The sequence below is a fragment of the Photobacterium sp. Hal280 genome (genome assembly GCF_037162255.1).
Classification (GTDB): Bacteria; Pseudomonadota; Gammaproteobacteria; order Enterobacterales; family Vibrionaceae; genus Photobacterium.
Genome location: NZ_JARLUO010000005.1, coordinates 1,123,867 through 1,150,663 on the forward strand (window position 1 = coordinate 1,123,867; position 26,797 = coordinate 1,150,663).

At 49.6% G+C, this 26,797-nt stretch carries 27 protein-coding genes and 1 pseudogene; 15 read left to right on the plus strand and 13 right to left on the minus strand.

Annotated elements, in window-relative coordinates:
• Window positions 1–22: 22 nt before the first annotated feature.
• The 4 genes from P4S53_RS14610 to P4S53_RS14625 all read right to left on the minus strand — a co-directional run bounded on the left by P4S53_RS14610 (window position 23) and on the right by P4S53_RS14625 (window position 3,866).
• Window positions 23–1,012 carry a DUF1852 domain-containing protein gene (locus tag P4S53_RS14610; RefSeq protein ID WP_337113214.1) on the minus strand — a complete coding sequence of 330 codons (990 nt, stop codon included), beginning with the start codon at window positions 1,010–1,012 and terminating at the stop codon, window positions 23–25.
• Between the two features lie 645 nt (window positions 1,013–1,657).
• Window positions 1,658–3,229, minus strand: a complete 1,572-nt coding sequence (locus P4S53_RS14615; RefSeq protein WP_337114496.1) for an Lnb N-terminal periplasmic domain-containing protein — start codon at window positions 3,227–3,229, stop codon at window positions 1,658–1,660.
• Window positions 3,129–3,398 carry a DUF7843 domain-containing protein gene (locus P4S53_RS14620; protein ID WP_337113215.1) on the minus strand — a complete coding sequence of 90 codons (270 nt, stop codon included), beginning with the start codon at window positions 3,396–3,398 and terminating at the stop codon, window positions 3,129–3,131. Before P4S53_RS14620 ends, P4S53_RS14615 begins: the two co-directional genes overlap by 101 nt.
• 105 nt (window positions 3,399–3,503) lie before the next feature.
• Window positions 3,504–3,866 carry an adenosine deaminase gene (locus tag P4S53_RS14625; protein WP_120510507.1) on the minus strand — a complete coding sequence of 121 codons (363 nt, stop codon included), beginning with the start codon at window positions 3,864–3,866 and terminating at the stop codon, window positions 3,504–3,506.
• Window positions 3,867–4,362: 496 nt separating this feature from the next.
• Here P4S53_RS14625 and P4S53_RS14630 point away from each other — a divergent pair, with 496 nt between their 5' ends.
• A complete protein-coding gene (locus P4S53_RS14630) occupies window positions 4,363–4,872 on the plus strand; it encodes a hypothetical protein (protein ID WP_337113216.1) in 510 nt (169 codons plus the stop codon).
• Between the two features lie 54 nt (window positions 4,873–4,926).
• Here the strand turns inward: P4S53_RS14630 and fdhD are convergent.
• The 4 genes and pseudogenes from fdhD to P4S53_RS14650 all read right to left on the minus strand — a co-directional run bounded on the left by fdhD (window position 4,927) and on the right by P4S53_RS14650 (window position 11,103).
• Window positions 4,927–5,774 (minus strand): annotated as a pseudogene (fdhD, locus tag P4S53_RS14635) (formate dehydrogenase accessory sulfurtransferase FdhD).
• Window positions 5,775–5,946: 172 nt separating this feature from the next.
• Window positions 5,947–6,537: a molybdenum cofactor guanylyltransferase MobA gene (gene mobA / locus P4S53_RS14640; protein ID WP_120510510.1), complete on the minus strand. Its 591-nt coding sequence runs from the start codon at window positions 6,535–6,537 to the stop codon at window positions 5,947–5,949.
• A 650-nt stretch (window positions 6,538–7,187) separates the two neighbouring features.
• Entirely contained in the window at window positions 7,188–9,398 is a 2,211-nt protein-coding gene (katG, locus tag P4S53_RS14645; protein ID WP_337113217.1) for a catalase/peroxidase HPI, read from the minus strand.
• 283 nt (window positions 9,399–9,681) lie between these two features.
• Complete coding sequence (locus P4S53_RS14650; protein WP_337113218.1) at window positions 9,682–11,103, minus strand: aminotransferase-like domain-containing protein; 1,422 nt, start codon at window positions 11,101–11,103, stop codon at window positions 9,682–9,684.
• 150 nt (window positions 11,104–11,253) lie between these two features.
• Between P4S53_RS14650 and P4S53_RS14655 the strand changes: the two genes are divergently transcribed.
• The 3 genes from P4S53_RS14655 to P4S53_RS14665 are packed head-to-tail and all read left to right on the plus strand — an operon-like array spanning window position 11,254 to window position 13,812.
• A complete protein-coding gene (locus tag P4S53_RS14655) occupies window positions 11,254–12,621 on the plus strand; it encodes a cytochrome ubiquinol oxidase subunit I (RefSeq protein WP_337113219.1) in 1,368 nt (455 codons plus the stop codon).
• A gap of 41 nt (window positions 12,622–12,662) precedes the next feature.
• The gene (gene cydB / locus P4S53_RS14660) at window positions 12,663–13,670 is read left to right on the plus strand and encodes a cytochrome d ubiquinol oxidase subunit II (RefSeq protein ID WP_337113220.1); all 1,008 of its coding nucleotides are present in this window, start codon (window positions 12,663–12,665) and stop codon (window positions 13,668–13,670) included.
• Between the two features lie 16 nt (window positions 13,671–13,686).
• Window positions 13,687–13,812, plus strand: coding sequence for a DUF2474 domain-containing protein (locus P4S53_RS14665; protein ID WP_337113221.1), 126 nt, complete (start codon window positions 13,687–13,689; stop codon window positions 13,810–13,812).
• 303 nt (window positions 13,813–14,115) lie between these two features.
• Here the strand turns inward: P4S53_RS14665 and P4S53_RS14670 are convergent, their stop codons facing one another.
• On the minus strand, window positions 14,116–14,292 hold the full coding sequence (locus P4S53_RS14670) for a hypothetical protein (RefSeq protein WP_169449968.1): 177 nt from the start codon (window positions 14,290–14,292) through the stop codon (window positions 14,116–14,118).
• A 197-nt stretch (window positions 14,293–14,489) separates the two neighbouring features.
• Here P4S53_RS14670 and P4S53_RS14675 point away from each other — a divergent pair, with 197 nt between their 5' ends.
• From P4S53_RS14675 to P4S53_RS14705, 7 genes are all read left to right on the plus strand, one after another.
• Complete coding sequence (locus tag P4S53_RS14675; protein WP_337113222.1) at window positions 14,490–14,849, plus strand: hypothetical protein; 360 nt, start codon at window positions 14,490–14,492, stop codon at window positions 14,847–14,849.
• A gap of 24 nt (window positions 14,850–14,873) precedes the next feature.
• Entirely contained in the window at window positions 14,874–15,197 is a 324-nt protein-coding gene (locus P4S53_RS14680) for a hypothetical protein (RefSeq protein ID WP_337113223.1), read from the plus strand.
• Between the two features lie 312 nt (window positions 15,198–15,509).
• Complete coding sequence (locus tag P4S53_RS14685; RefSeq protein WP_337113224.1) at window positions 15,510–15,767, plus strand: putative hemolysin; 258 nt, start codon at window positions 15,510–15,512, stop codon at window positions 15,765–15,767.
• Between the two features lie 162 nt (window positions 15,768–15,929).
• Complete coding sequence (locus P4S53_RS14690) at window positions 15,930–16,460, plus strand: cytochrome b (protein WP_337113225.1); 531 nt, start codon at window positions 15,930–15,932, stop codon at window positions 16,458–16,460.
• 69 nt (window positions 16,461–16,529) lie between these two features.
• Window positions 16,530–16,874 (plus strand): DUF7709 family protein, encoded by a 345-nt coding sequence (locus tag P4S53_RS14695; protein WP_337113226.1) that lies wholly within the window; start codon window positions 16,530–16,532, stop codon window positions 16,872–16,874.
• Between the two features lie 97 nt (window positions 16,875–16,971).
• On the plus strand, window positions 16,972–17,733 hold the full coding sequence (locus P4S53_RS14700; protein ID WP_337113227.1) for a metallophosphoesterase: 762 nt from the start codon (window positions 16,972–16,974) through the stop codon (window positions 17,731–17,733).
• Between the two features lie 133 nt (window positions 17,734–17,866).
• Entirely contained in the window at window positions 17,867–18,076 is a 210-nt protein-coding gene (locus tag P4S53_RS14705) for a DUF2256 domain-containing protein (protein ID WP_337113228.1), read from the plus strand.
• On the opposite strand, the gene P4S53_RS14710 is transcribed toward P4S53_RS14705, so the two are convergent.
• The 4 genes from P4S53_RS14710 to xapA all read right to left on the minus strand — a co-directional run bounded on the left by P4S53_RS14710 (window position 18,006) and on the right by xapA (window position 22,194).
• Window positions 18,006–18,710: an SDR family oxidoreductase gene (locus P4S53_RS14710; RefSeq protein ID WP_337113229.1), complete on the minus strand. Its 705-nt coding sequence runs from the start codon at window positions 18,708–18,710 to the stop codon at window positions 18,006–18,008. The two genes, P4S53_RS14705 and P4S53_RS14710, sit on opposite strands and share 71 nt — an antisense overlap.
• 100 nt (window positions 18,711–18,810) lie before the next feature.
• The gene (locus P4S53_RS14715) at window positions 18,811–20,142 is read right to left on the minus strand and encodes a DUF2252 family protein (RefSeq protein ID WP_337113230.1); all 1,332 of its coding nucleotides are present in this window, start codon (window positions 20,140–20,142) and stop codon (window positions 18,811–18,813) included.
• A gap of 127 nt (window positions 20,143–20,269) precedes the next feature.
• Window positions 20,270–21,205 (minus strand): DMT family transporter, encoded by a 936-nt coding sequence (locus P4S53_RS14720; protein WP_337113231.1) that lies wholly within the window; start codon window positions 21,203–21,205, stop codon window positions 20,270–20,272.
• 158 nt (window positions 21,206–21,363) lie between these two features.
• Window positions 21,364–22,194, minus strand: coding sequence for a xanthosine phosphorylase (gene xapA, locus P4S53_RS14725; protein WP_337113232.1), 831 nt, complete (start codon window positions 22,192–22,194; stop codon window positions 21,364–21,366).
• A 239-nt stretch (window positions 22,195–22,433) separates the two neighbouring features.
• Between xapA and adhP the strand changes: the two genes are divergently transcribed.
• From adhP to efpL, 4 genes are all read left to right on the plus strand, one after another.
• Window positions 22,434–23,450 carry an alcohol dehydrogenase AdhP gene (gene adhP / locus P4S53_RS14730; RefSeq protein WP_337113233.1) on the plus strand — a complete coding sequence of 339 codons (1,017 nt, stop codon included), beginning with the start codon at window positions 22,434–22,436 and terminating at the stop codon, window positions 23,448–23,450.
• 345 nt (window positions 23,451–23,795) lie between these two features.
• Window positions 23,796–24,161: a DUF7151 family protein gene (locus P4S53_RS14735; protein WP_337113234.1), complete on the plus strand. Its 366-nt coding sequence runs from the start codon at window positions 23,796–23,798 to the stop codon at window positions 24,159–24,161.
• Window positions 24,162–24,163: 2 nt separating this feature from the next.
• Window positions 24,164–25,978, plus strand: coding sequence for a vWA domain-containing protein (locus tag P4S53_RS14740; protein ID WP_337113235.1), 1,815 nt, complete (start codon window positions 24,164–24,166; stop codon window positions 25,976–25,978).
• A gap of 168 nt (window positions 25,979–26,146) precedes the next feature.
• Window positions 26,147–26,719: an elongation factor P-like protein EfpL gene (gene efpL, locus P4S53_RS14745; RefSeq protein WP_192014948.1), complete on the plus strand. Its 573-nt coding sequence runs from the start codon at window positions 26,147–26,149 to the stop codon at window positions 26,717–26,719.
• Window positions 26,720–26,797: the final 78 nt, after the last annotated feature.

Consider the following 26,797-nt stretch of genomic DNA (forward strand, 5'->3'; position numbering starts at 1 on the left):
AATCATCTTATATTTGGGTTAATTAAAGAACGTAACTGGCAGACCATTGTTCAAGAATTGCTTGATAGGGTTTGATAAATTGCTCTTCAGCAAATTTTCCCTGCTCAATCGCCAACCGGCTGCGTTCTTCCCGGTCATAAACAATTTGCGTTAATGAATGGTCCTGGTTCTTCAAATTTGGTCGATAGCATTGTCCGGCAGCAGAATTGGCATTATAAATCTCGGGCCGGTAAATCTTTTGAAAGCTTTCCATCGTGCTGATGGTGCTGATCAGTTCAAGATTCGTATAATCACTCAGTAAATCACCATAAAAGAAAAAGGCCAAAGGCGAAACACTATTGGGCGGCATAAAATAGCGAACCTGCAAACCCATTTTTTTGAAGTATTGCTCAGTCAGAGATGACTCGTTCGGTTGGTATTCAATACCTAATACAGGATGTTGATTTTCAGTCCGGTGATAGGTTTTGTTATCCGAAACGCTCAGGCAGATGACCGGTAGCTTTTGAAAGTGTGCTTTATAGGCATCTGAATTTAAGAAACATTGAAACAGGTTGCCGTGCAGCTGTCCAAAGTTTTCCGGAATACTGAATCCGGCTTTGTCTTTATTATGTTCCAGCAGTAATACGCTGAAATCATAATCCCGGACATAGGAAGAAAAGTTATTGCCAACAATACCTTCAATGCGTTGGTTGGTTTTATGATCCACAATATTGGTTTTCAAAATTTCAATCATAGGAAATGCCTGGCCATCACCTTTGACATCAGCATCGATATTCATGTCGACAGAAATGATTTCAAGTTCGACAGAGTAACGATCGCCTTTGGGATTATCCCAAGTGGCCAGGGCATTAAAACGATTGTCAATCATCTTTAGCGTGTTACGCAGGTTCTCCTGGCGGTTATTCCCTCTGGCCAGGTTCGCAAAGTTAGTTGTGATACGAGTATTGTCTAAAGGATGATAATTCTCATCGAAAGCAATCTTCTTGAGCGTAAATGTAAAATTATTATTCATTGTGTTCGGTATCCAATTTCCTGAGAGAAAGCCTGCATGTATTTCTTGCGCTTCTGGACGTTACAATTTGATTTCTATGTTTTCAGTCAGAAGCCTTTACAGCCTTTTTCGAGTTTCGTCTTATCGCCTAACTAAGAATCAACTGTCACATTGCACAAAGTTAACCACTGAGTATGTTTTATACTTGGGCCGTTACATGAATAAAATTGATTTTATTTCATCAATCCATGAGTCACGTTCATGAGTGGTGTTGGTCGAGCGATTTCAGCCAGCAAAGCGAGCCTGGCGCGCTGCACCTAAAGCGGAAAGAGACACAGGACTTTCGCGCGACATACAAAAAACTCAGATAAAGAACCTCGTTACCGTACTCGCTGTATGGATTACCGCCTGCGCGGTAATGACGGAGGGGAGTGATAGATATATGCCTGACAGCGCTTATGCTCAGCAACAATTTTCGAATCCAAGAAACCCACGTCCACAGGGAAAAATTCAGGACGAATTTTTAGGTTGTCGGCGCAGGGAGCGCCTACAACCGTCCCGGACAACACAAGCGAACCCAAAGGCATTTCTGGTTACTGTTTGTGCCAGCAAAGCGTAACTGGCGCACTGTCATGGCAGTTGGGCGGGTAATGGACTGCATCACTGCTAGTAAAAGTGGCGATAGACCACATTGAACTGGCCTTCGCTCAGACCCGTCATGTCAGCATATTGAACGCCAAGATCAACTGCACTGTTTTCAAGGCCAAGATAAGTCATCGAGACAGAGGCTTTATGTTTGAAATCACTGCTCGCATATTGATTCCAGACTGTGTTCGCCAAAAAGGCCATTTTTATATCGTGGCGGAGGTAGCTGAACAGACCCATATCAATGGCGAATGCTCCCCAGGCCTTTTCGGTATTCATTGATAACTCAGTACCGAAAGTTGCAAAGATATTAACTGCATTGTTTACCTGATGACTCAGCCCTAATCCGCCAGCGATAAAAAAGCGCTGATTATCCCTTTCGGTAAAATCAGTTCCCCGATCCCATTGAACGGAAAAATGACCAGACAGTCCCCCAAAAAAGGGATCACAAGGCAGATAGCTTTGTATGCCGTACAGCGTAAAGTTGTCGAGTTTGAAAGTATGTTCACTGACACTGACTGATATTTTCATCAACGCCAGCGATGATTCGCTGAATGCGTTGCGGTTGTCATCAGCCAGTGTATGCGAGGCCGGTAACCAGGTTGTTGTGAGCGCTTGATCGCCTTCTGTCGACCATCGCGTACCGATCTGCCATTGGGCATCTTTATTCCGTTTGATCGGATTTTTGAATTCACTCAAATCGACTGCGTAGGACGAAAAATACGTCTCATAGCCAGCCAGTCGTCTGTTGTTTTCACTATAAGACTCAGGCGTGATGCTCCCATTGTCCAGCAAATATTGATTCATTGCCTGGGTGAATTCCCAGGTCAGGAATTGCTCTTCGGCGGGAACGTCTGTGCCGTTGAAGCGGGTTTGTAAATCGCCTTTACTGAGTTGATCCAGTAGCGATTGCTTGGTCGAATCTTGCTGATTGGCACCATATGCACGCAACTTCCAACCGGTTGAAGGCGTAATACTGGTTTGCTGAATCATGTGATGCTGGCTTGCCAGTTGTATCACATCCAGTGGGCTAAGCCAGTCACGGCGGTGTTTCATTAGTTCCGGGTTGGCAATTGCGAGTAAATTCAGCGAAATGGATGCACAATTTTGGTTGTGGAAAAAATAATCAATCCGGGTTTCTTTTAATTCCCACAAATGTAATTGAATAAGTTGTTTAGTTTTTTCTGAAATATCCAGCTGGTATTCAAATACATTTCTGCCTTCGATGTCTTTATAAAAATTCAGACTTTCCTGGTAGGGCGAAACAATAAAATAACCTTCTTTCCCTACGACCAGAGAATCGAACATGATTTTGGGTAAATTGAATCCATCGACTTCCGTAAAAAATGAGACAGCATGACCTGGATCTGTTTCATTCTCACTGAGCTTGATAAAAGTATGGCCCATGAAGCTGCTGGGGCTCATCAGGTTTTCTGATGCATAGGCAAGACTGATTGTCTTTGCAGACACCGCATCTAAAAACTCCTGTAATTCAGGGCAGCGGGAAAAATCCGGGGGCGATCTGGGGACGGTATTCAGACAACCACTGTGCTCTGGCCGGAAAACGACAGGTGTAATCCTGAGCCTTTGCAGGGTTTGTCAGTTGCGCTAAATTGGCTTCAATTTCTACCTGAATATTGGTTGGCTGGGACGAGAAATAAAAACTGGCGTCGTCTATATTGAGTGACTGATCACTCACGTGAAGCAATGTGGCGAACTGGGCTAAGGCAAAGGCGTCATCGCTCACAGCGGCAGAGGGCACAATGCTTAACGCGACTGCAGGCTGGAAGGCCGAGACACAAAAAAAGAAGCCCCGAAGAGGCTTCTCAACATCAGTTGTTCATCAAACTGCATGGTTAGCTGAAACTTAGTTACAGTTAATTTGCAGGGTATCCTGGTAACGCCACATCTTTTCAGAAGCGAAGTCGGTTGTTGAACCGAATGCACCACCAGACAGGATGTTCACAAAGAAAGTAGGCTCAACTTCTTTGTTCAGTGCGATTTGCTGCTCACATTGTTCTGAAGTTACTTTCAGCGTTTTGTTTTTATTTTCTTTCTTCACTGTGATAATGCCCGGCGCAGTTTGCTCGATGCCATCAACTTCCACGGTGAATTTCTTACCAGAAGAAGACACAACATTAATGCGCTGATTTTCGTCAGTTAAAATTGTTGAACAACCAACAGCAGTCAGTGCCGCACCTGCAATAACTAGGCTTTTCAATACTTGCATGAGATATCCAATAGATAATAATGATAATAAGCGCGGAGATTATACATTTAATTTTGTATTTGACAATACTCTGACATGGGGTGTTTTTTATTTTGTTAAATAGTTGTGTTGATTTTTTAATTAAAATTAAATCTGTTTATTGCAAAGATACAATATTCAAATGTGTCTTCATATCATCCTAAGTTTCACATTGCTCTTTAGAGTCTGTATCTTCCTTTAAGGTATTATATTATTCGAATAAAGAATATCTTTGATATTCAGTCAGAGTGCGGCTTTTGGTTTCATTGAAGGTGGATTTCTAGGCTGGTACTGTTTGAAATACATTTAATTTTGTCCGGAAAGCCGGAATGTTTAGTTTCATCGGAGGAGTGTTGCTTCATATTCCATGTCTGCTGGTCGCATGTTGTACTATTTTGTACTGAGAGTTAACGGCTGGGGTCTGTGGCCGGATTAAAGCAATGATACTTGTCAGTTGGCATGAAAGGATTAAAGGAAAATGAAAAAACTAACGTTACTGATCATTCTTGGGTTTTCCGCAATGAGTGCTCATGCCGAAGTTAAAGACACTATTAGTGATATGACAAAGGGACTTGTGAAATTTACGAAAGAAATCTCAAGTGGTGTCACTGAGGGTTTCAAAGAGGGAAGAAGCGCGACAGAAAGTTCCGATGGCTCCATTGTCGTGACGAATGAAAAAGAGACACTTGAGTATATCGATATTGATTTGTTGAGCTTGTCTCCTAAGAAAGATTCGAATCAGACGGTTGTTGAACTCAGCTTCAAAAATCGTCATCACAAGCCGGTGAAAATCACAGGGCTGAGTGAAGAAGGCGCTTTACTGACTATTGATAAAGACGGCTTTTCTCATGCCCTGTCAAACGGGCTTCAGATTGAGTTCATCGTGCCCAACGAAGCTGCGAAAAAATATGCCTTCACTTTTTACGGCGACGCATCGCATGTGAAACAAGTGAGAGTATGGCGGAAAACTTATGAGGTAAAGGACTAGCTTCCCCCGCATGGCTGATGTTTCTCTGTAAGAGAGCATAATTGCGCTGATGACTTAAATGCCTTTACCACTATACAACCTCGGCGCACTGCGGTGCGGCACATGGATTAAATTCAGGTGATTGTGCCGCGCCCAGCGCACTGTCATGGCGGTGGGAGCCGATAAGGTGACCAGCGTGCTGATTTTGGCGCGGACGGCTTTCTGAATCAGCTCCAGGCTGCAGCGGCTGGTCATTACGGTAAATCCGGATTGCGGATCGATGCGGGCGGTCGTCATGGCACCGATCAGTTTGTCCAGCGCGTTGTGGCGGCCGATATCTTCCCGGCACAGCTGAATATTCCCCCCGGCATCGACATACAGCGCGGCGTGCAGCGCACCGCTGCTGCGGGCCACTGTCTGTGCATCACTGATGCGCGCACGTAAATTGCGCAGCAGGCTGGCTTGGGGGGCGGAACCGGCGTGAGCGGCGTTAAGGGCGGCAGTGCCTGTTCAATGGCTTCTACACCACAAATGCCGCATCCGCTGGTGCCTGTCAATTGGCGGCGATGTTTTTTCAGCGACCAGAAAGCACGGTTAGATATCTGCACCTCGGCATGATGTGAATCACACCCGGCAGTCAGCGTGATGTCGTAAATTTCACTCACGGAACGGACAATGTCATTGCTCAGACTGAAGCCTTTGACGAAATCTTCAAGATTGCCCGGCGTCACCATCATCACCGCCTGGCTGATACCGTTATAGCTGATTGACAGCGCGGTTTCGCTGGCTAACACCGCACAGTCTGAAATGGGGGTGTCAGGTGTAATGTCATCGTGCAGTTCAACATAGCGGAATGCATCAGGCGAAGGCGGTGCGGCATTCACATCTGGGATTTCAGATTGTTGGTTGTCAGTATCGTTCATCTTGCTGCCTGAAGTCGGTGTTCAATGCTGATATTAAACAGGCTACTCAACAGCCCGCCGGAAGTCCAATGGCTTGTTTTGATGGACTGATAAGCGCGACTTTTGCGCTTTGCTGCTGTTCTGTTTCTGGTGGTGCTATAAGTCTTCGAATCTCAGAGAAAAGCGGCCATGCTTAATCATGATGTAAATCAAGTAACTGCTGCGCAGTATTGATGTTTTGCAGCCGGGGATCGTTCAGCGCGCAGTCGACGGCCACCACCTGATGGCGGGTGAGAATCGCCATCAGGCTGCGCTCACCTGAATGCCAGGCCTGTTGCAATGCAGGAAGCAGACGTTTGGGGATCAGGCTGAACATAGGTTGCCACTGGCTGCCCTGTCGAATCATGGCGGGCCGCGGCATGTCGGCAGAGGCGGCATCCAGAAGCTGACGCACAAGGGACTGGTCTATCATGGGCGCATCGCAGGGAAACAGCAGCAGCCAGTCGTGTTTTGCCGCAGCCAGTCCTTTCAGAATGCCGGTTAACGGGCCGGGAAAGCCGGAGATATCGTCTGTCAGTATATGGTCGCAGTAACGGGCGTACTGATCGGTGTTGCGGTTGCAGGAGATGAGCAGGTCATCTGTCAGCGGCCTGACAACGTCAAACAGGCTGGCAATTAACGGCCTGCCGCGAAAGGAAACCAACCCCTTGTCTTTGCCTCCCATTCGGGAACCCTGTCCGCCGGCAAGAAGGAGTACGGAAAAGGATGGGGGAGTGAGTGTCATGGTGAGAGCGGCCTGGTAAAAAATACCCCTAAAAAATATAACGTTTTTGCGTGTCAGTCCAATAAAGGAGACCGATGCATCGCCTGACAGTTGATTCGTCTGGCGCTCAGCACCTGAGTTCGGTACATGATTGCTGAAGCCATTTGGGTTAATCAGACAAATATTGCTGTTTGTATTTAGAGGCTTTGGCAAAAAAGGGCAAGGTGCTGCCAATGAATAGAATCACTGCAACCAGTTCAACCGTTTCATATTCAATCAGTATAAAAGCGGAGATTAAAAAGATCAGCGTGAGTGATGAAATGAGAAATATATGAAAGTAAGGGTGTCGTTTAGAAAATTTCGCATATCCGACAATCATCATCAGCCTCTTCTATCGTTTAAATCACAGAAAACGCATGCTTCAAAGCATTAACCCTATAGTCAGCTTGAGGTTTTTTAGTTTTAGTCTCTGAAGTATATGACAGGTTTGGTTGGAATTCTGACTTTCTGCTCAACAGAGAAAGCCGGGGAGGGATTGCTTGTTGGTGCTCACTTACCGGCGAGTGACTGAGGCAATGTATGGAAAATGAGAAGTCGTTTACCTGAGGATGATGCTAAGTCTTTGAAGCGATAAGCTCCCCCTCCCAGATTCGGGAAGGGGAGGTTCAGGTTTATTTCAGATCAAAACGATCGGCGTTCATGACTTTGGTCCAGGCGCTGACAAAGTCGTTCACGAACTTCTCCTGGCCATCGCTGCCGCCATACACTTCCGAGATGGCGCGCAGTTGTGAGTTGGCACCGAACACCAGATCGACACGGGTTGCGGTCCATTTCACCTGACCTGTTTTCCGGTCTCGGCCTTCGAACTCATCGGCGGCATCTGAGGTTGGTTGCCACTCGGTGTTCATATCCAGCAGATTGACAAAGAAGTCGTTGGTCAGTACGCCCGGTTTGTCGGTGAAAACACCGTGTTTCGAGCCGCCGAAATTGGCATTCAGGGCGCGCATTCCACCGAGCAGCACTGTCATTTCCGGTGCCGTCAGGGTGAGCAGCTGGGCACGGTCGAGCAGCATTTCTTCGGCAGACACTGTGTATTTGGTTTTCATATAGTTACGGAAACCATCGGCAACAGGCTCAAGCACGTCGAACGATTCTGCATCCGTCTGATCATCGGTGGCGTCGGTCCGACCCGGTGAGAAAGGCACATTGACGCTGATGCCTGCGTCTTTGGCGGCTTTCTCAACCGCTGCCACACCACCCAGCACAATCAAATCGGCCAGTGACACGGCTTTGTTACCGGATTGTGCGGAGTTGAAGTCTTTCTGAATGCCTTCAAAGGTGCTCAGCACTTTCTTCAATTGTCCGGGTTGGTTTACTTCCCAGCCGTTTTGCGGTGACAGACGAATACGGGCACCATTTGCCCCGCCACGGCAGTCAGAACCGCGGAATGTCGCGGCTGATGACCAGGCGGTGTACACCAGTTCTGTCACGCTTAAGCCAGAGTTGAGTATGGTTTGCTTCAGCGCCGCAATATCACTGTCGTTGATCAGATCGTGATCGGCGGCTGGCACCGGATCTTGCCAGATCAGATCTTCGGCAGGCACTTCAGGGCCCAAATAGCGCGACTTAGGGCCCATATCGCGGTGCGTCAGTTTGAACCAGGCCCGGGCAAAGGCATCGGCAAATTCCTCCGGATTAGCGCGGAAGTGTTCTGAAATCTTGCGGTATTCAGGATCTTCGCGCATCGACATATCCGCCGTGGTCATCATGATATTGACACGTTTAGTACTATCTTCCGGATCCGGTGCCTGGTTTTTATCCGTGACGTTTTTCACTTTCCATTGGTTGGCACCCGCCGGGCTTTTGGTCAGTTCCCACTCATTCCCCAGCAGCATCTCGAAATAGGTGTTGTCCCATTGGGTCGGGGTCGGTGTCCAGGCACCTTCCAGGCCACTGGTGATTGAGTCGCGCCCTTTCCCGCTGCCGTGGGCGTTTTTCCAGCCAAGGCCCATTTGCTCGATGGGCGCCGCTTCCGGATCCGGGCCAACCAGCGCCGCATCACCGGCACCATGGCATTTACCAAAGGTGTGTCCACCGGCGGTCAGCGCGACGGTTTCATAATCGTTCATCGCCATACGGGCGAAGGTTTCGCGGACATCGCGGCCTGAGCCCAGGGGATCAGGATTGCCGTCCGGGCCTTCCGGGTTCACATAAATCAGGCCCATCTGCACGGCGGCCAGCGGGTTTTCCAGATCGCGTTCGCCACTGTAGCGCTTGTTATCCAGCCAGACATCTTCAGCACCCCAGTAGATATCTTCTTCCGGCTCCCAGATATCGGCCCGGCCGCCACCAAAACCAAAGGTTTTGAATCCCATGGACTCAAGAGCAACGTTACCGGTCAGGATGAAGAGATCAGCCCAGGAGAGTTTGTTGCCGTATTTTTGTTTTACCGGCCACAGCAGGCGACGGGCTTTGTCCAGGTTGCCGTTATCCGGCCAGCTGTTTAATGGCGCGAAACGCTGATTACCGGTTGATGCACCGCCACGGCCGTCGCCGGTACGGTAGGTGCCTGCTGCGTGCCAGGCCATACGGATCATCAGCGGGCCATAATGGCCGTAATCGGCCGGCCACCAGTCTTGCGAGTCGGTCAGTACGTGCTCGATATCTTGTTTCACGGCTTTCAGATCGAGTTGTTTGAATGCTTCCGCGTAGTTGAAGTCTTCGCCCAGCGGGTTTGACTTTTTATCGTTCTGATGGAGGATTTTAAGGTTCAACTGATTCGGCCACCAATCTTCGTTTCTGGTCCCTGCGCCGCGAAGGTTGGTATTGCTGCCATGCATTACCGGGCATCCACCCGTCGTGGTACCTTTGCCGTTGCTCATACATTGCTCCTTGAGAATTAGTATAGGGTGTCGGTCTGTCTCAGTTACACACTTGAATATAGACCGACTGGCAATCGGATAAAGACGTTTTTCTCAATGACAACAATCGGTTTTTCCAATAGCGGGCAGAGGGTTGTGCTCCGTGAGGCGCCGGGCACTGATGAAGAAAATCCGTGCTGCCATTCGCCCGGACAGGGGAGGGGGGTCTGTTTACCGGTAAAGTGGCGCTGGAAAATCGGCATTGATCTGTCAGACAGATGCAGCAAGCATCAAAGCCACCAGGTTACTGGCGTTGCTGTTCCAGATGCTGATGAATGATGGCTGCCAGGCGTCGAATGGCATCCGTGTGTCTTTCATCCAGTTCAAAAGAAGTATTCAGTCTCAGGCAGTGGTTAAATTGCTTGCCGGGTGAAAACATCTTGCCCGGTGCAATCGTAATGTTTTCTGCCTGTGCCAGCGTGTAAATGGCCATCGTATCTGAGGTGACGGGCAATCGCAGCCAGACAAAATAGCTGCCTTGCGCAGGCACAATGTCGACCTCAGGGTGCAGTGCCTGGGTCAGTAGTCTGCACATCGCTTTTTTCCGTTTGTCTAAGGTTCGCCTCAACTGTCTCAGGTGGTGCTCGTAATTACGGGTACTCAGGTAATCAACCAGTGCGAGCTGAATCGGTACGCTGGTGGTCAGGGTACTCATCAGCTGAAGCTTTTGAATGTCCATGGCCCGTTTACCGGCAGCCACCCATCCGATTCTGAAACCGGCGACCAATGATTTGGAAAAGGATGAACACAGCATCACATCTCCGTTGACATCAAAGGCTTTGGCCGGAAGGGGTTGTTCATTCCCGGCATAGAGTTCGCTGTAAACATCGTCTTCGATAAGCGCGACCTGATATTTGTTCAGCAGTGACACTAACTGCTGCTTTTTTTGCGCTGTCAGCGTATAGCCGAGCGGGTTTTGGTGATTGGTCATCAGCCAGCAGGCCTTGACCGGATGGGACTGAAACGCGCGTTCAAGCGACGTCAGATCAATACCTGTTTCGGGATCTGTTCTGACGGACAGCGCTTTCAGCCCGAAGCGTTCCAGCGACTGCAATGCGCCGTAAAAGGTCGGGGATTCCACTATCACCCAATCGCCGGGGCGGGTCACCGCCTGCAGGCTCAGATTCAGCGCTTCGAGCGCACCCGCGGTAATCACGATTTCATCGGGGACAACACGGATGCCTTTGGCGGCGTAGCGCTGCGCAATCATGGCGCGCAGCGTGTCATTGCCCGGTGGTAAGTTATCCAGTGCATTGGAAACCGGCAGGCTTCGGGCTGCATGCATCAGGGATTTATTCACCTGATGGCGCGGATACAGGTTGGGATCAGGGTAGGCAAAAGCAAAATTGACCATATAGGGCTTTCTGCTGGCTTGCAGCACATCGAAAATGAAGCTGTTGATGTCGACCGCCTCGGCCGTTTCGACGGCTGCATTCTGAGGCAGAGGGCTGACCCGGATACTCTCGGCCACGGTATAACCGGAACGGGGGTGCGCGACCAGCCAACCCTGCGATTCCAGCTGCTGATAAGCATGCATGACCGTCATCAGACTCATGCCTGAGTGTGCAGCCTGCTTTCTGAGTGACGGCATTTTTTCACCGGCACGCCAGATACCTGATTCAATTTGATGGCGGATTTGAGACGCCAACTGATCATACTTTGCCAACTCCAGCCTCAGATCCCGTGATTAAATCAGCTGAAAAATATAACAAATTTTTAATATAACTGTTATAGATTTTAAGTCTGGTTCTGTATCTTTTTTTCAGTCGGGTTGTTTCAATATAAGCGTACTTTTCAATGTCTCAATAGGAAGCTTATGTTTGGACTCGATGCTTTCATGCTCGCTCGGATTCAGTTCGCATTTACCGTCTCATTTCACATCATTTTTCCGGCCATCACCATTGGATTGGCCAGCTATCTGGCGGTGCTGGAAGGCCTCTGGTTGAAAACCCGCCAGGAAGATTACAAAACGCTGTACCACTTTTGGTCAAAAATTTTTGCCGTGAACTTCGGGATGGGGGTGGTTTCCGGGTTAGTGATGGCTTACCAGTTCGGCACCAACTGGAGTGGCTTTTCTGAGTTTGCCGGCAGCATTACCGGGCCGTTACTGACCTACGAGGTACTGACAGCATTTTTTCTGGAAGCCGGCTTTCTGGGGGTCATGCTGTTTGGCTGGAAGCGCGTTGGCGATAATCTGCATTTCTTTGCGACCTGCATGGTGGCGCTCGGCACTATTATTTCGACGTTCTGGATTCTGGCGTCAAACAGCTGGATGCACACGCCGCAGGGCCATGAAATTATCGACGGACAAGTGGTGCCGGTAGACTGGTTTGCGGTGATCTTTAATCCGTCATTTCCGTATAGGTTGATGCATATGGGCGTGGCGGCTTTTCTCAGCTGTGCGTTGTTTGTCGGCGCGTCTGCGGCATGGCATCTGCTGAAGGGCAATCAGAGCAGTGCGGTGCGGACGATGTTTTCCATGTCGATGTGGATGCTGGTGCTGGTGGCCCCCCTCCAGGCATTGATCGGCGATCTGCACGGGCTGAATACGCTGAAATATCAGCCAGCCAAAATCGCAGCGATTGAAGGGCACTGGGATAACAGCGCCGGAGAGCCGACGCCGCTGATTCTGTTCGGCTGGCCGAACATGGAAACAGAACGCACTGATTATGCGATTGAAATTCCTGCCATGGCGAGCCTGATTCTGAAGCACAGCCTGACTGAGCCCATTCCGGCGTTAAAGGATTTTCCGGCAGATGAACGTCCGTACTCGCCGCTGATCTTCTGGTCTTTTCGCATCATGGTGGCATTGGGGTTGCTGATGATTGGGCAGGGACTGATCAGTTTGTGGCTGCGGAAGAAAAATAAGCTGTACCAGCATAAAGGATTTCTGACCTTTTCTCTCTGGATGGGGCCCGCCGGGCTGATTGCCATTCTGGCGGGCTGGATTACCACAGAAGTGGGCCGTCAGCCTTGGGTGGTTCATGGGCTGCTGAGAACGGATGCTGCCGTGTCTGCCCATGGCGACTTGCATATGAGTATCAGCCTGCTGACGTTCTTTGTGGTGTACAGCCTGGTCTTCGGATTTGGTTATTACTACATGGTCCATCAGATTCAAAAAGGACCGCAGCCAGGTGAGGAAGAGATTACCCATGATCTGCCGACAGTGTCCGGTCGGATTTAATCCATGAATGTTTGAATGATTAAGGAAGGAGAAACAAGGCTATGGGTGTGGATTTATCGGTATTGTGGTTTGGCATCATTGTGTTTGCCACGCTGATGTATATCACGATGGATGGCTTTGATCTGGGGATCGGTATTTTGATGCCTCTGGTCAGCAATCATCAACAAAAAGATGTCATGGTCAATTCAGTCGCGCCAGTCTGGGATGGTAATGAAACCTGGCTGGTACTGGGTGGGGCAAGTTTATTCGGGGCTTTTCCACTGGCTTATGCGGTGATGATTGATGCCCTGACCATTCCATTAACGGTCATGCTGATTGCGCTGATTTTCAGAGGGGTGGCGTTTGAGTTTCGTTTTAAAGCATTGCCGGCACATCTGGGATTTTGGGATAAAGCCTTCATGGCGGGATCGCTGGTTGCCACCTATTGTCAGGGGGTCGTGGTTGGTGCCGTCGTTGAAGGGTTTCCGGTTGAGGGACGGCAGTTTGCAGGCGGTGGATTTGACTGGCTGGCACCGTTTCCGCTGTTTTGCGGTCTGGGGCTGGTGATTGCCTATGCATTACTGGGGTGTACCTGGCTGACCATGAAAACAGAAGGAGCGTTGCAAGCAACAATGTACCGGCTGGCGCCAAAACTGTTGTTGCAACTGTTGGCCGTCATTGGGGTTGTCAGTGTGTGGACGCCTTTGGCACACCCGGACATTGCTGCGCGATGGTTCAGTCTGCCGAATCTGATGTACTTTGCCCCCGTACCGATCCTGACGGCGTTTCTGGCCACACTGTTAGTGATTGCAGTGAAAAAGCGCAGAGAAATTCAGCCGTTTGCGGCTTCTCTGGGCATCATTTTTCTGGGGTTCAGCGGGCTGGGTATCAGCTTATGGCCGAATATTATTCCACCGGACGTGTCTATCTGGCAGGCCGCATCTCCGCCGCAGAGTCAGGGTTTTATGCTGGTCGGCGCTTTGTGCATTATTCCCTTCATTCTGCTGTATACCTTTTGGAGCTACGCCGTGTTCAGCGGCAAAGTGGATCCGCAGGAAAGCTATCACTGACAGGAGCAAAGAGAAGATGATGTTGCATACGGTGAAACAATACGGTTGGCTGGTGCTGATCTGGAGCATGAGTGTGGCAGCCTTAACCTGTATTTCCTGGCTTTTTCGTGCGCTGATGACAGCCGCAGGTTTAACCGCTTAGTCTGAACAGGTTCAGAAACAACAAAAAATCCGATGACGTGTCGTCATCGGATTGATGTCCACAGAAGAATCAGGCTTTCTTCAGTTTTTTCTTCAGCTTTTTCAGTTTGCCTTCGTGCTTGGCAACTTTTGCTTTGCGCACTTTAATTTCTTTTTTCAGCTTCTTTGCTTTTTTGGACACTTTTGCCATTTTCATTCTCCGGTTGCATTAACGTTTGAGGAAAAATGGCTGACATGAAAGGCACCGCTTTCACCTAACCTATCAACCTGACCGATTGGTCGTATGTGTGTGTCAGGCCGCTGGTTACTGAGGTTGTGAGTTTTCTTTCACAAACTGACGGATGAAGCGCCGCACTTCGCGTGCGGCGCTGGTATCCATTTCTTCGCATAAAACCACAAAGGCATCACGTTCCTCACCATTAATTCTGATGATTAGCTGACTGTCTTTCTTCATGGCTTTTGATTTCTTGCGACTCACCATACCGGTTCGCTATGACACACACATATACAATGTATATACATCCGATATCGTTTTTGCAAATTATCGCTCTGATTTCGGCGCCGAGATTATGAAGCAGGCGTATTACATATGTTTCATGAAGTTGCCGCCTACACAGTGGCAATCCGGTCATATAAACCGGCTTGTCACTGTATTTTCCATGAAGTTCAGGAGCGAAAATGAATACGTATTTTGTGATGAAAAATGGTCCTCAATATTCGGCGAGCGAAAAAGTCAGCGAGGATGAACTGACCCTTCAGTTTGAAGCTTGCAAAGCGGCATCTGTGACCCTGGTGTCTGATACTGTCGTTGCCGAGTCTGAGGAAAAGGCCATCAGTCAGGTAAAATCGATCACTTATCAAACCACAGTCATTGCATTGGTGGGATTCATCAACACCTTATGTATGTTGTTTGTGGCAGAGAGCGCGGTGAATCTTGTGATTATGATGGCTGCCATTTTATGTATGGTCGGGGTATCCGGCAAAGCACGGAGTCTTGAAAGTGAAGCGCTGAAAGCATTACGCAAAGCGTCGAAATAATCACGAAGCACGCAAGAAATAGCAATGATATTGATAGCAATGGCACTGTGTCTGGTGATGTTTTATTTCTACTTCAATAAAGAGGGTGTGATTTATTTTGATGCACTGCTTTCTGTGCTGGTGACGACTGTTTATATCGCGGCTTATATTTATTTTTCTGCTGATTTTACGCTGTCTCTCAAGCGTGCTGGTTTGATTTGCGAACTGCTGCCTGCAGCTTCGCTCGGTGCCATCTTATTTCCTGACTGGAATACCCGCTTCTCACAAGACGTGACGGTCAGGTTAGGATGGGCAGGCTTGTTTCTGTCATTCCTTATTTTGGCATTCATGGTTCATGACATTGCTTGAGCAGCTTGGCCGAGATCAGGGACGGATTCTGGCTTGAGTAAACGCTGAATTCTGCAGTCAATCTTCAGGTTTTGCCTGGTCTGTTACCCGGTTCTATGACCCAAGGAGATGCATTCTCACAACGCTTTACTGATTGTTTTTGGTTGTGGTAAACAGTGATAAGATGTTTTCACCTACTAAAACTAAGGGTTTATTCATCGTCTGGGTCTCTGTATTTGTCGGTCATATGACTTTTGACAAGCGCAAGACATGACGTGGCTGAGTATCTTTATACTGGTAGCCATAATAAAAGCGAATGAATTGGGAGAAGCAATGAATAAAGCGTCTGTATTGGTTTCAGCGGCTGCAGCCTCTTTGCTGTTCGGATGTGTGAGCCAGCCAAAGAATGAACCGGTTGGATCCGCGAACCCGGCCGCCGTGTATTGTGTTCAGAAGGGCGGGAAGCTGGATATGGTGACCGAAGACGGCAAGCGCGTCACTTACTGTATTCTGCCTGACGGGCGTCGCGTAGAGCAATGGCAGTATTTCCGCGATAATCATCCCCAGGTTTCAGAAGCAGAAAGCATGTAAACACATAGCAGGGCCACGTTTTTCGCGTGGCTTTTTTATGTTTGCCGGTAGTTCCTTGGTCTAATTTCCGTAAGTAAATGTAAATGAGCTGCTTTCGCGGGGAATTTTTCTGCAGATCAGCGTCTAAAGTGCTTATTAGGAAGTCATAAGGATAATCATGATATGTCGGTTCTGGATAATGCTCAGCGCTATGGTGCAATCAGTCGGTTTTTACATTGGGGAGTGGCAGCGTTACTGCTCTGGCAGTTTATGAGCGCTGCAACCCATGCATTACTTGAAGATTCGTGGCTGGATGAACTGATGTGGGCAACGCACAAGCCTCTGGGTTTTCTGCTGTTGATCATCATTGCTTTACGCCTTGCGTGGGCGGTGCTCAATCTGTCGCGTCGGCCGGCCGCCATCAGCCGTGTCGCTGCACTGGGTCATAAAGCCTTGTATGCACTGATGATTGTCATTCCTGCGCTGGCACTGATCCGGCAGTATGGTTCTGGCCGTGCTTTTTCACCTTTCGGAATACCGTTCATGGACGGGTTTGACAGCGCAAAAATTGAGTGGATGGTTGGGCTGGGCAATCTGCTGCACGGTGAGCTGGCCTGGCTGCTGTTAGCTTTCACGCTTGGCCATATTGGCATGTCGTTCTGGCATCGAATTCGCAAAAGCCATGATGATGTACTGGCGCGCATGTGGCGATAACCGGATCTTTATGACCTCAGTTGCTTTGTTATACAATCATTCTCATACCCAATACCTGTGGAGAGAATGATGTCAGCACCTATTTTGGACAACACAGCGCAACTCGGCGCGATTAATCAGAAAGTCGTCGCAGACGGGGAAACCCTGCCTGCGGTGACACTCAAAGATGGCAGCAAGGTCCAGACGGGCACCGTCGCGACCATGCTGCATAACATTGCGCTTTACAATGCAGGCCAGCGGGGAGCGATCGAGAAAGAACTGACGCTGGCCATCCCTACATTGATAAAAATCGGATTATTTGATCTCTTTAGTCCAGATGAGTGGGCGAACGGAACAAATCCCGGTCGCCGCTTTGTGGGATTAACAGCCAAGCAATATCTGGCTGCCGGAAAAGCGGAAAAAGAAACAACCTGACAGGGGCGCGAAGAAAAGATAAAGCAAGCACTGTGCCCGGTCATCTTGTCCCTTGCTAAACTTAAGTGAAGAACAGGCAATGATTCCGGGCGGCTCCATGCACGAATACCTTCAGCTCGACCCCCATTACGATATCTATTTTCTGTCAGATCCGCACGGACAGTATGCGCTGCTGCAAGATGTGCTGGAGGAGGTGGGGTTTCGTTACCCGCTGGATGGTGAGGTCCGGGACCGGCTGTTTATTCTGGGTGATATGATCGATCGTGGCCCGGATTCACTGGCGTTATTGAAAGCGGTGCAGGATTGCCCGGCCATTTATGCCATTCAGGGAAACCATGAGCAAATGGCGTACAATGCCATGGAAGAGAATGCAGACAAATCTTTATGGATCATGAATGGCGGCCGCTGGCATGAAGATATCGCGATTGCTGATGTCAGAAAAATGCTGGATTTCGCGGCAAATTTACCCCTTTGTTATACCCTGCAGATCAACGGCCATCGAATTGGTCTGGTGCACGCCGCCGTGCCTGCGCCCTATGACTGGCAACAATTTACCCAGTGCTGTGATGAACATACTCTGAGTAAAGAAGAACAACATGATTGTGTCTGGGACCGGACTGTTTTCACCCATGATGAACACAGTGTTGTTGCTCATATTGATGCAGTGTTGATGGGGCACAACATCGTGTCTGGTCTGCAACCTAAGGTCAGTGGTAACCGGATTTATATTGATGCCGCTATGTCAATAGGGGACAGAGGACTGTTACTGAAATACCGTCGGGGAGGCGAAGTGCTGGGACTGTTTCAGGCCTATTCTTTCCTGCGGGAACAATCGTCCGATGGCTTACTGTGGATTTAACATGCACGATCGTGCTACTCAGCTATCTTCAGGCGCAGTCAATGTTCACCGTGAGTAAAGTTAACTGAGCCGGATATATTCTGCAGATGAAAAGTGCATAATATTGAGATGCACCGGCGCACTGGGGGGAATAATGGCAGGATACCCTTTAGCGACAAAAATATGCCTTCATTGCCAAAGACCTTTTACCTGGCGCAAGAAATGGAAACATTGCTGGCAAGAGGTGAAATATTGCTCTGAGCGCTGTCGTCGCAATAAACACAAATGTAAGATTACCAATCAATTACAGTGCCGTCGTAAGCCAGAAACTGACCGCTCTGAGCCGGAGTCAGCGATTCAATGATGGCGATCAGGTCATTGGCGACACGGTGGGACGGGAACAGTTTCCCCGCAGGCACATTGTGCTGAAAGGGTTTGGACAGTGGCGTGTCTGTCGTGCCGGGGTGGAGTGCCACGACACAGCTGTTGGGTATCGTGCGTTGCCACTCAATACTGATCGATTTCACGGCCATATTGAGTGCGGCTTTGGCACAACGGTAGCTGTACCAGCCTCCCAGCCGGTTATCACTGATACTGCCCACCCGGGCTGATAAGACCGCCAGCCGTGGAGAAGGGCTACGCTTGAATGCATTGGTGAAATGCTTCGCCAGTAATAATGTCGGTAAGGTGTTCACGCGGATCATCTCTTCAAATGCAGTGGCTTCAAATTGTTGCAGGTTCTTTTCTGGCTGAATGGTTTCCGAGTGTAATTTGCCAGCCGTATTAATGATCCAATCCACCCGGTCGAACTGGCGGGCGAGTTCAATGACGTTTTTTTCGTCAGTGAGATCGGCACGATGCCATTGAACGCGGCTTGAAAGTTCAGACGGTGGCGTACGGTGCCAAAGTGCATGTACATTCACAGTGTCAAGCGGGCTGAGTCTTTCGACCATCGCATGACCAATGCCGCCGGTTCCGCCTGTGATCAAGATATTCATAACCGCTTACCTTCGCTTGTTGTGATCCTAGTCTCTGTGATGATGCCTCACCTGACGGCTCGGGAGGCAGGATGAGCTACAGAGGGAGAGATACGTCGGTTTATATGTCGAGTAACGCGCAATGGATTATATAATCTTCAATCACCTGTTCACTGTATTGCTGGCAGGCGGTGATGAATGCGTCCTGATGGCCGGGCAGGGTTTCGATCATGAACCGCTCGAAACGTACCGAACGTCTGTCACCACGCGAATGAGCCAGTGCCAGTGCCTCGCCACAAGCAGAGGCATACTGGCAAAAGGCGGTACTGGGATCTTTGTCGTTGAGTACCAGATCTTCGGGTTTGACCGATAAACGGGCGTGATGTCGTGAGCGAACCAGCCAGTGTTTATCCCGCCAGATAACCTCGTCCAGTAAGAGATCCGGCCGGCGCTGCATGAATCGCTGGCAGTCTGCGGTTAAGTGGGCGGGATTGAGTGAGTTGACGGGACTGATATCAGGGAAGGCGAAGATGGGGGCAGCCTGACGCTGTTGTTTCACTTCGACAATATGGCACAGGGGTAAGTCATCGATACTCCTGACGTCGTTCGGACCGACCAGAAAATAATAACGCCCGACATTGTTCGAGCCAGTTCCGGCATCAAGACGAATCACGATATCCAGCACCTCATCATCCAGATACGGCCGGAATGTTGTTTCTGCTTCCTCATACTCAGTCGTATCGATTCGCTGGTATTTGAACGGCTTGTCAGCAAAGCGCAGTCTGCCATCTTCAAAGGTTGTCGATTTGGCGAGCTGGCTTTTACTCAGAAAGTCTTTTCCACCCGCGGCTCGCTTCACGGCTTTGCGGCAATATTTATCCAGCACATGATCATCATCGAATTTTTTCAGGACCTTGTATCTGGCATCGTTGTCCTCAATGACATGCTGTAATGTTTTTAAGTAAGCCGACAGAAAGGCGTCACAGGCTTGATGGATGTCGTCTTTATTGACGGCATTCAGATCGTCGTCGATGTCCACTTCATCCGTCATATACCGGCCTTCGAGCAATCCGCAACCGAAATCCCGGGCCAGTGCCAGGCTGGTCAGATACCGGGCTATATCCCACGCCGCGTAGCCAACACAGGCGTCGTCAAAATCATTTGGCGAAAAAATCACCTGATCACCCTGAGATCCTTCTTCGGTCAGGAAACCAAAATTAGACAGGTGGCAGTCACCCATAATGAAGGTCTGGCCGGGTCGGGCCAGTAATAAATCGGGCAGTGTGAGGACCTCCTGAGCCAGATCGGCATAAAACAGCTGGGCTGTACCGCGGAAGAACTGGAATGGACTCCAGGCCATTTTCTGGTGTTTGGCAAGAGGGGAATCTGCATTGGGGACAACGCCGTCAATGAGACGGATTTGTTTGCACAGGAATTCTTGTCGGGTTGTCATAAGCATCTACTGAGTTGCTGGCGATATCACTTCCAGTATTGTTGATGCTCAAAAGAAATCTAGCCGGGGAGGATAGAAAAATACCGCCCGGGGAGTGGGCGGTATTTCTTTTGCAGTATGCTTCCGATTATTTTGCCAGCGCTTCTTGCTCTGGTTTGGCAACCGCTGCATGGGTGCCGGGCGAGCCGCGGCGGATCATAACCGTCATCGATAACAAGACGGTGACCACGCCATAGCTGACTTCTTCCCAGGGAACCAGGCTGCCGGTGAATCGGTTCACCAGCAGCACCAGCACAGGGATCAGATAGGTATAGGCCGAGACCTGTTCAGGAGCCAGCGCGACGCTGCCTTGTTGGAACAGAAAGAAACTGATGGCCGTTGCGAACACCGCCAGATACCCGATACCCAGCCAGATATCAGCCGGAATTTGCGTCCATTGTACTTGCACCAGCTGCGGAGCTGTGGCGACGGTCAGTAAGCCGGTAGCACAAATCAGTGTCCAGCAAGTCAGGTGGACAAAAGATTCGCCTCTGTAGCACTTTTTCACAATGATCGGGTTGAGTGCCATACCCAGACAGCCCAGCAGATAAATTTTGTTAGAGGCAGTCATGGCGATAGAGCCGGCAGCGCTCAGATCGCCACGGAAAATAATCAGACCGGCTCCCAGCATACCGCCCAGTAAGGCAAGGGTGACAGACATCGACGTACTGCGCTTAAACACGAACGCAGCCAGAATGGCGCTCATTAACGGCACTGTGGTATACAGGGCACTGGCGTCCAGCGGGCTGGTGTCGCGCAGCGCGATAAACATGGCCACAAAATAGCCCAGCGCCGGCAAGCTGATCAGCGTGTATCGGCCCAAATCTTTCGCGGAGGGGATACGGAACTGTCTTTTTGCGACCAGAATCCCGACAAACAGCAGGCTGGCCAGCAGATAACGTACCCAGGTCACCACGAGTGGATCCATGGAAGCCGTAATATAGCTGCCAATCGGGAATGACAGGCTAATCAGCACAGTGAAGAAAAATAACTTCAGGTGTGAAATTTGGTTCAATGACAACATTCAACTTCTCTATGGCTAAGATTAACTCTAAAACCAGAGTATTTAACCAAAACCTGACCCTTAAGACAAGAAAGTTTGACCCAAAAGTTAAACAAAAAACTGGCAATATTAGTTGCCAGTTGTGATCTGTATCAGGCTGTTTGTTGTAAACTTACAACTTATTTGCGGAAATGATGCTTGATAAAGGCTTTAATCAGCTGAATGAAATCATGCTCTGCAAGCTTGGCACAGCGCAAAGTCTGTTCGTGTGACAATGCCACATCGCCTAACCCTTCTGCCATATTGGTTATGGCGCAGACAGCGAGAACCGGCAGACCACAGTGGGCTGCAGCGATCACTTCAGGGACCACCGACATGCCAACCACATCTCCGCCCATGATTTGCATCATTCGGATCTCAGCCGCCGTTTCGAAGTTCGGCCCGGTGTAAGAAACGAAAACCCCTTCGTTGACCTGAATCTTTTCTGCTGCCGCCACTGCTTTGGCTTCTTCACGCAAGGTTTTGTCATAGGCATTGGCCAAACTGAAGAAACGCGGCCCGTAAGCAGCATCGTTCGGTCCGGTCATCGGTGAGTCCGGCATGGTGTTGATATGGTCCTTGAAGATTACCAGTGAGCCGACGCCAATGCGCTCAGGCTGCAATGATCCTGCCGCGTTGGTCACCAGCATGAAATCACAGCCCAGTCGTTTGAAAGTGCGTACCGGGTTGGTCATCACTTTCATGGTCTGGTGTTCATAAAAGTGCCCGCGGCCTTTCATACAAACCACGTCCATGTCGAACATTTTACCCAGTACCAGCTCGCCGGAATGGCCTTCAACGGTACTGACCGGGAAGCCATCCAATTCCTGATAAGGAATAACGACGCGATCGTCCAGTTCATCGGCCAGTACACCCAGCCCGGAACCCAGAATAAAAGCGGCTTGAGGTTTGAAATCTGGCTTTCGGGCATAAATGGTATCGAGTGCATTGTTTACAGGATCTATGGTCATATCGGTGTCCTTTGATGAATGAACGGCACTGTCGCGCTGTACTGAAGAATCAGGCTGAGTCGTGCTGGATGCCTTTTTACTATGCAGGTATTCAACGTAAAGCCTGTGCCGGTGTTCACATTTTTGTCCTTCCGAACACCAAAACAATACTCAACTGGATGTGTATTGATCCAGATCTATAAACAGGGTGAATTTTTCACCAACAATGGCTGTTCAATCACTCGTAAGGAGTTTGCGTCATGAAAGCCGCTGTTGTGAATGAATTCAAAGGGAAACTGGAAATCAAAGATATTCCCCTGCCTGCTGTCAAACCCCGGGACATACTGGTGAAAATTCATGCCTGCGGGGTGTGTCATACCGATTTACATGCCTGTCACGGTGACTGGCCGGTGAAACCCAAAATGCCACTGGTGCCGGGCCATGAAGGGGTTGGTGAAATTGTCCAGGTGGGCAGTGAAATCCATCATCTCAAGATAGGTGATCGGGTGGGCGTGCCCTGGTTGTATTCGGCGTGCGGTCATTGTGAGTATTGTCTGTCCGGCCGTGAAACCCTGTGCCTGGATCAGCAGAATGCCGGCTATTCGGTCGATGGCGGCTATGCCGAGTACTGCCTGGCGCATGGCGAATATGTCGTGAAAATTCCGGACGGCTTGTCTTATGTGGATGCCGCGCCTTTGTTCTGCGCGGGGGTGACCACCTATAAAGCGCTGAAAGTGACCGAGGTGAAACCGGGTCAGTGGGTCGCTGTTATTGGTGTGGGTGGCTTAGGCCATTTGGCGGTGCAGTATGCCAAAGCCATGGGCATGAATGTGATTGCGGTGGATACCGGCGCCGAGAAAATGGCGCTGGCGAAAGAGCTGGGTGCCGTTCACTGCATCGACTTTATGAAAGAAAAGCCGTCTGAAGCCATTCACCGGCTGGTGGGCGGCGCACACGGTGTTGTGTGTACGGCAGTGTCCAAGCCTGCGTTTGAAGAGGCTTACCGCTCGGTGCGTCGTGGTGGCAGTTGTGTGCTGGTCGGCTTGCCTCCGGAAGATATGCCGATCCCTATCTTTGATACCGTCTTGAACGGCATTAAAGTGATTGGCTCAATTGTCGGCACGCGTCAGGACTTACAGGAATGTCTGCAATTTGCTGCGGAAGGCAAGGTGAAAGCCATCACTGAAGTGAAAGCGCTGGAAGATATTAATGAGATTTTTGATGACATGCTCAAAGGGGAAATCACCGGACGAATCGTGATGAATCTGACGTCCTGATCACCCGGGCTTCATTAAATCCCTCTTGGATAAATCCCTTCTGGTGTAAACCAGGAGGGATTTTTTGTTCAGCGGCGTGATCGTTTTTGTTGAATGTAAATGGTGTCGATTACATCAAACTTTTTTGGTGAAATTATGAATTTCACCTGCTGAAATACCCGCACAGATTCCAATTCTCAATGGATTCAACCACACTCCGTTGCATAGTTGCACTTATCAGCTTGTGCAATTTGCCGCCATATCAAATCGAAGTCTGTCTGACGTACGCCTGATGCCCGCATCAGGTGTTGATGGTGATTTGTTCTGTAAACACAACAAATAAACGTCAATAAGTTAGGTGAGAACATGAGAAAGGATATTCAAGTCGCGCTGCTGGCAGTACTGACCAGCGTCTTAACTGCCTGCTGGGATGATGATAAAGATGACGATGCTACCGGCACTGAGAGAAAGGCCTTGATTCGAACGGAAACGTTAGCCGGCAACGATTCGCACTGTGCCTCCGGGGGGCTGCGGATAATTGCGGGTTACGATGAAAACCAGAATGCGCAGCTGGATGAGGTGGAATACGTCTCATCAAGGTATGTCTGTAATAACGGTCAGCAAAGTTCAGATGGTGAAGGGAACCCAATCTTTGATGAGGCATTGGTTGGGATTGCCTTTATTGCCAAGGAGGATGTGAATTGCCCGGCAGGGGGCAGAAGATCTACTTAGGTGTGGATAAGAATAACAATCAGATACTGGACAGTGACGAAATTACAGACACTGAGATTCTCTGCAGCGACGGAACGCTGAATGCGCCGGAGTCTGTGATTAATGCGCTCACTGCTTCGCCTGCGACAGTGCTGAGTAACGGTATTTCCGTGCTGGAGGCAACGATATCCAATGCTTCGCAAGTAGATGAGATCCAATGGACAGATCAGAACGGAACATTGTTGTCTCCAAGAAGCAGCAGCGAGCCCCATGTCCTGGATCTTCAGGCCGGTCCGGATCTCGGACAGTTTACATATACAGTGAGCATTGAAAAGCAGAGCGACAGTGGTAAGCAGATACAGCAGTCTAAATCCATTACGATCACGGTCAGCCAGGCGCCGTCGGCAACTCAAACAGTATCGCTTGAAACCCGCCAGGTATTTTTGCCGGATGATTTTACGATGTCACCGGTGACGGGGGATATTTCTGGCACCGTGATTTACGGGGATCCGAAAACGCCGTCTGCGAGTTCGCGAATGATGGCCATTCCGACACCGGAAGAGACTGAGCTGGTGGGCTTTGTCGCTGAACGAGGTGCACTGAATCAGGGCACGACAGCGCAACAAATTTTGCAAACCATGGTCAATGCGGTCAGCCAGCATTTGCCATCTGCAGGTGATCGGATTGAACAGCTTTCACAGACGGTGCTGGAAAATGGCAATGTGTCTGCCAGCTATAACATCACCCTCAATACAGCCATGCTGCCAACCCATTTGCTTCATCTCCTGCTTCAGCAAATGGCTGTGAATGTGATTGGCGGCGCGACAGATACGTTAATGCCAGCGTCGACAGAAGTGGCAGTCTCGACGTTTCAGTTTGATCTGGTTGTGAGTTATGACCCGTTGCAAGATAGCCTGATTATGACGGCGACACTGGTGGATAAAAGTCATGCGGGACGGTATGCGGATGTCATCAGCGCCACGACCTCGGAAACGATCAGTGCAGCGCTGGGTTCAACTTTGCTGTTGCAGTCTGATCAGTTTACCGCGGTTGAACAGACGCGCTCGAAAGCTGACTTTCTCTTTGTGATTGATAACTCGGGCAGTATGTCTGATGAACAGAATGAGCTGAGCCGCTTGACCCAAAGTTTTATTCAAACCATCGGGGCTTCCGGCATCGATTATCAGGTCGGTACGATCACCACAGACTCGGATGAGCTCCGCGGCCTTGGGTTTACCAATAATGCCACGCAAATTGAAGCGGACTTCATCCCGGGTACTCACGGGAGTGCGACGGAGCGAGGGATCTTTTTTGCTGAAAAGGCGCTGGATCCGGTGAACGGCACGGTCACTCTGGCCGGATATCCCCGGGTTAGTGCGTCACTTTCTGTCATTATTGTCAGTGATGAGCCGAGCCAGTACGGCAATAACCCGCCGTTTGATCCGAGCCAAAACCTGTTCACGGATCATGGCTATCGCGTCTATGCCATTGTGAAGCCGGGGCATGCTGGCATCAGTCAATATGATGATCTGGCGGTATCGACGCTCGGAAAAATACTGAACATTGATCTGATTTCAGAATACGACAGCTTCATGAATACGGTGGCAAATAATGCCGGGGCAACCAGTGCCGGCTACAAGTTGTCGTTGGCCGCGACCCATCAGATCCTGTCTTCTTCTTTATCAGTGAAAGTGAATGGGGTTGCGGTACAGCGCAGCACGGCGAATGGCTGGCAGTACTATCCGTTGTCGCAAGCCGTTGTGTTCACCGGTGCCGCAATTCCGGCGGTCGGTGCCACAATTACCATTGCCTATCAATATGTACAAACCACACCCTAAATGGTGCACCACAGCCGGGCTGACAGGGGTCAGCCCGCTGTTTTTAGCGCCTTGTTTCGTTTGTCCAAGCGGAACGGTAAGAAAGGTCACTTTTTTTCACTGTCTACTTGTCTTCATGCCGTTTCGTGCTATTTTCTCGCGACAAATGTCTATCTGGAGTTTATGACGATGCCTAAGGCAAGTGATATTAAAAAGTCTGCAGCGATTGAACACGAAGGTAAGGTGTATTTTGTTAAAGACATTAGCAAGTTAACACCGAGTGGCCGCGCCGGTAGCAGCCTTTACCGTATGCGTATGTATGATGTGGCAACCAACGCGAAAGCGGATGTGAGCTTCAAAGCCGATGACATCATTACACTGGCAGACTTTAGTCGCCATGCCGCGTCTTTCTCTTACATTGACGGTGAAGAGTATATCTTCATGGACAATGAGGATTACACCCCGTATCACTTCCACAAAGATGTGATTGAAGAAGAGTTGCTGTTCATTACTGAAGACATTCAGGGACTGCATGTTTTGGTGGTGAATGGTGCGCCAGTTGCGCTGGAATTGCCGTCTACAGTCGATTTGGAAATTGTAGAAACCGATCCTTCCATCAAAGGGGCTTCGGCCAGCGCCCGGACAAAACCTGCTGTACTGAGCACAGGTTTATCGGTACAGGTGCCAGAGTATATTGCCACCGGTGATCGCATTCGTGTGAATACACTGGAACACAAATATATGAACCGTGTAGAGAAGTAAGTTTCTCTGCATTGTTGGAAAAAGCCGCAGCAAGCAGTGCTCCCTGAATGTCGGACACTTTTGTTCTGCGGTTTTTTT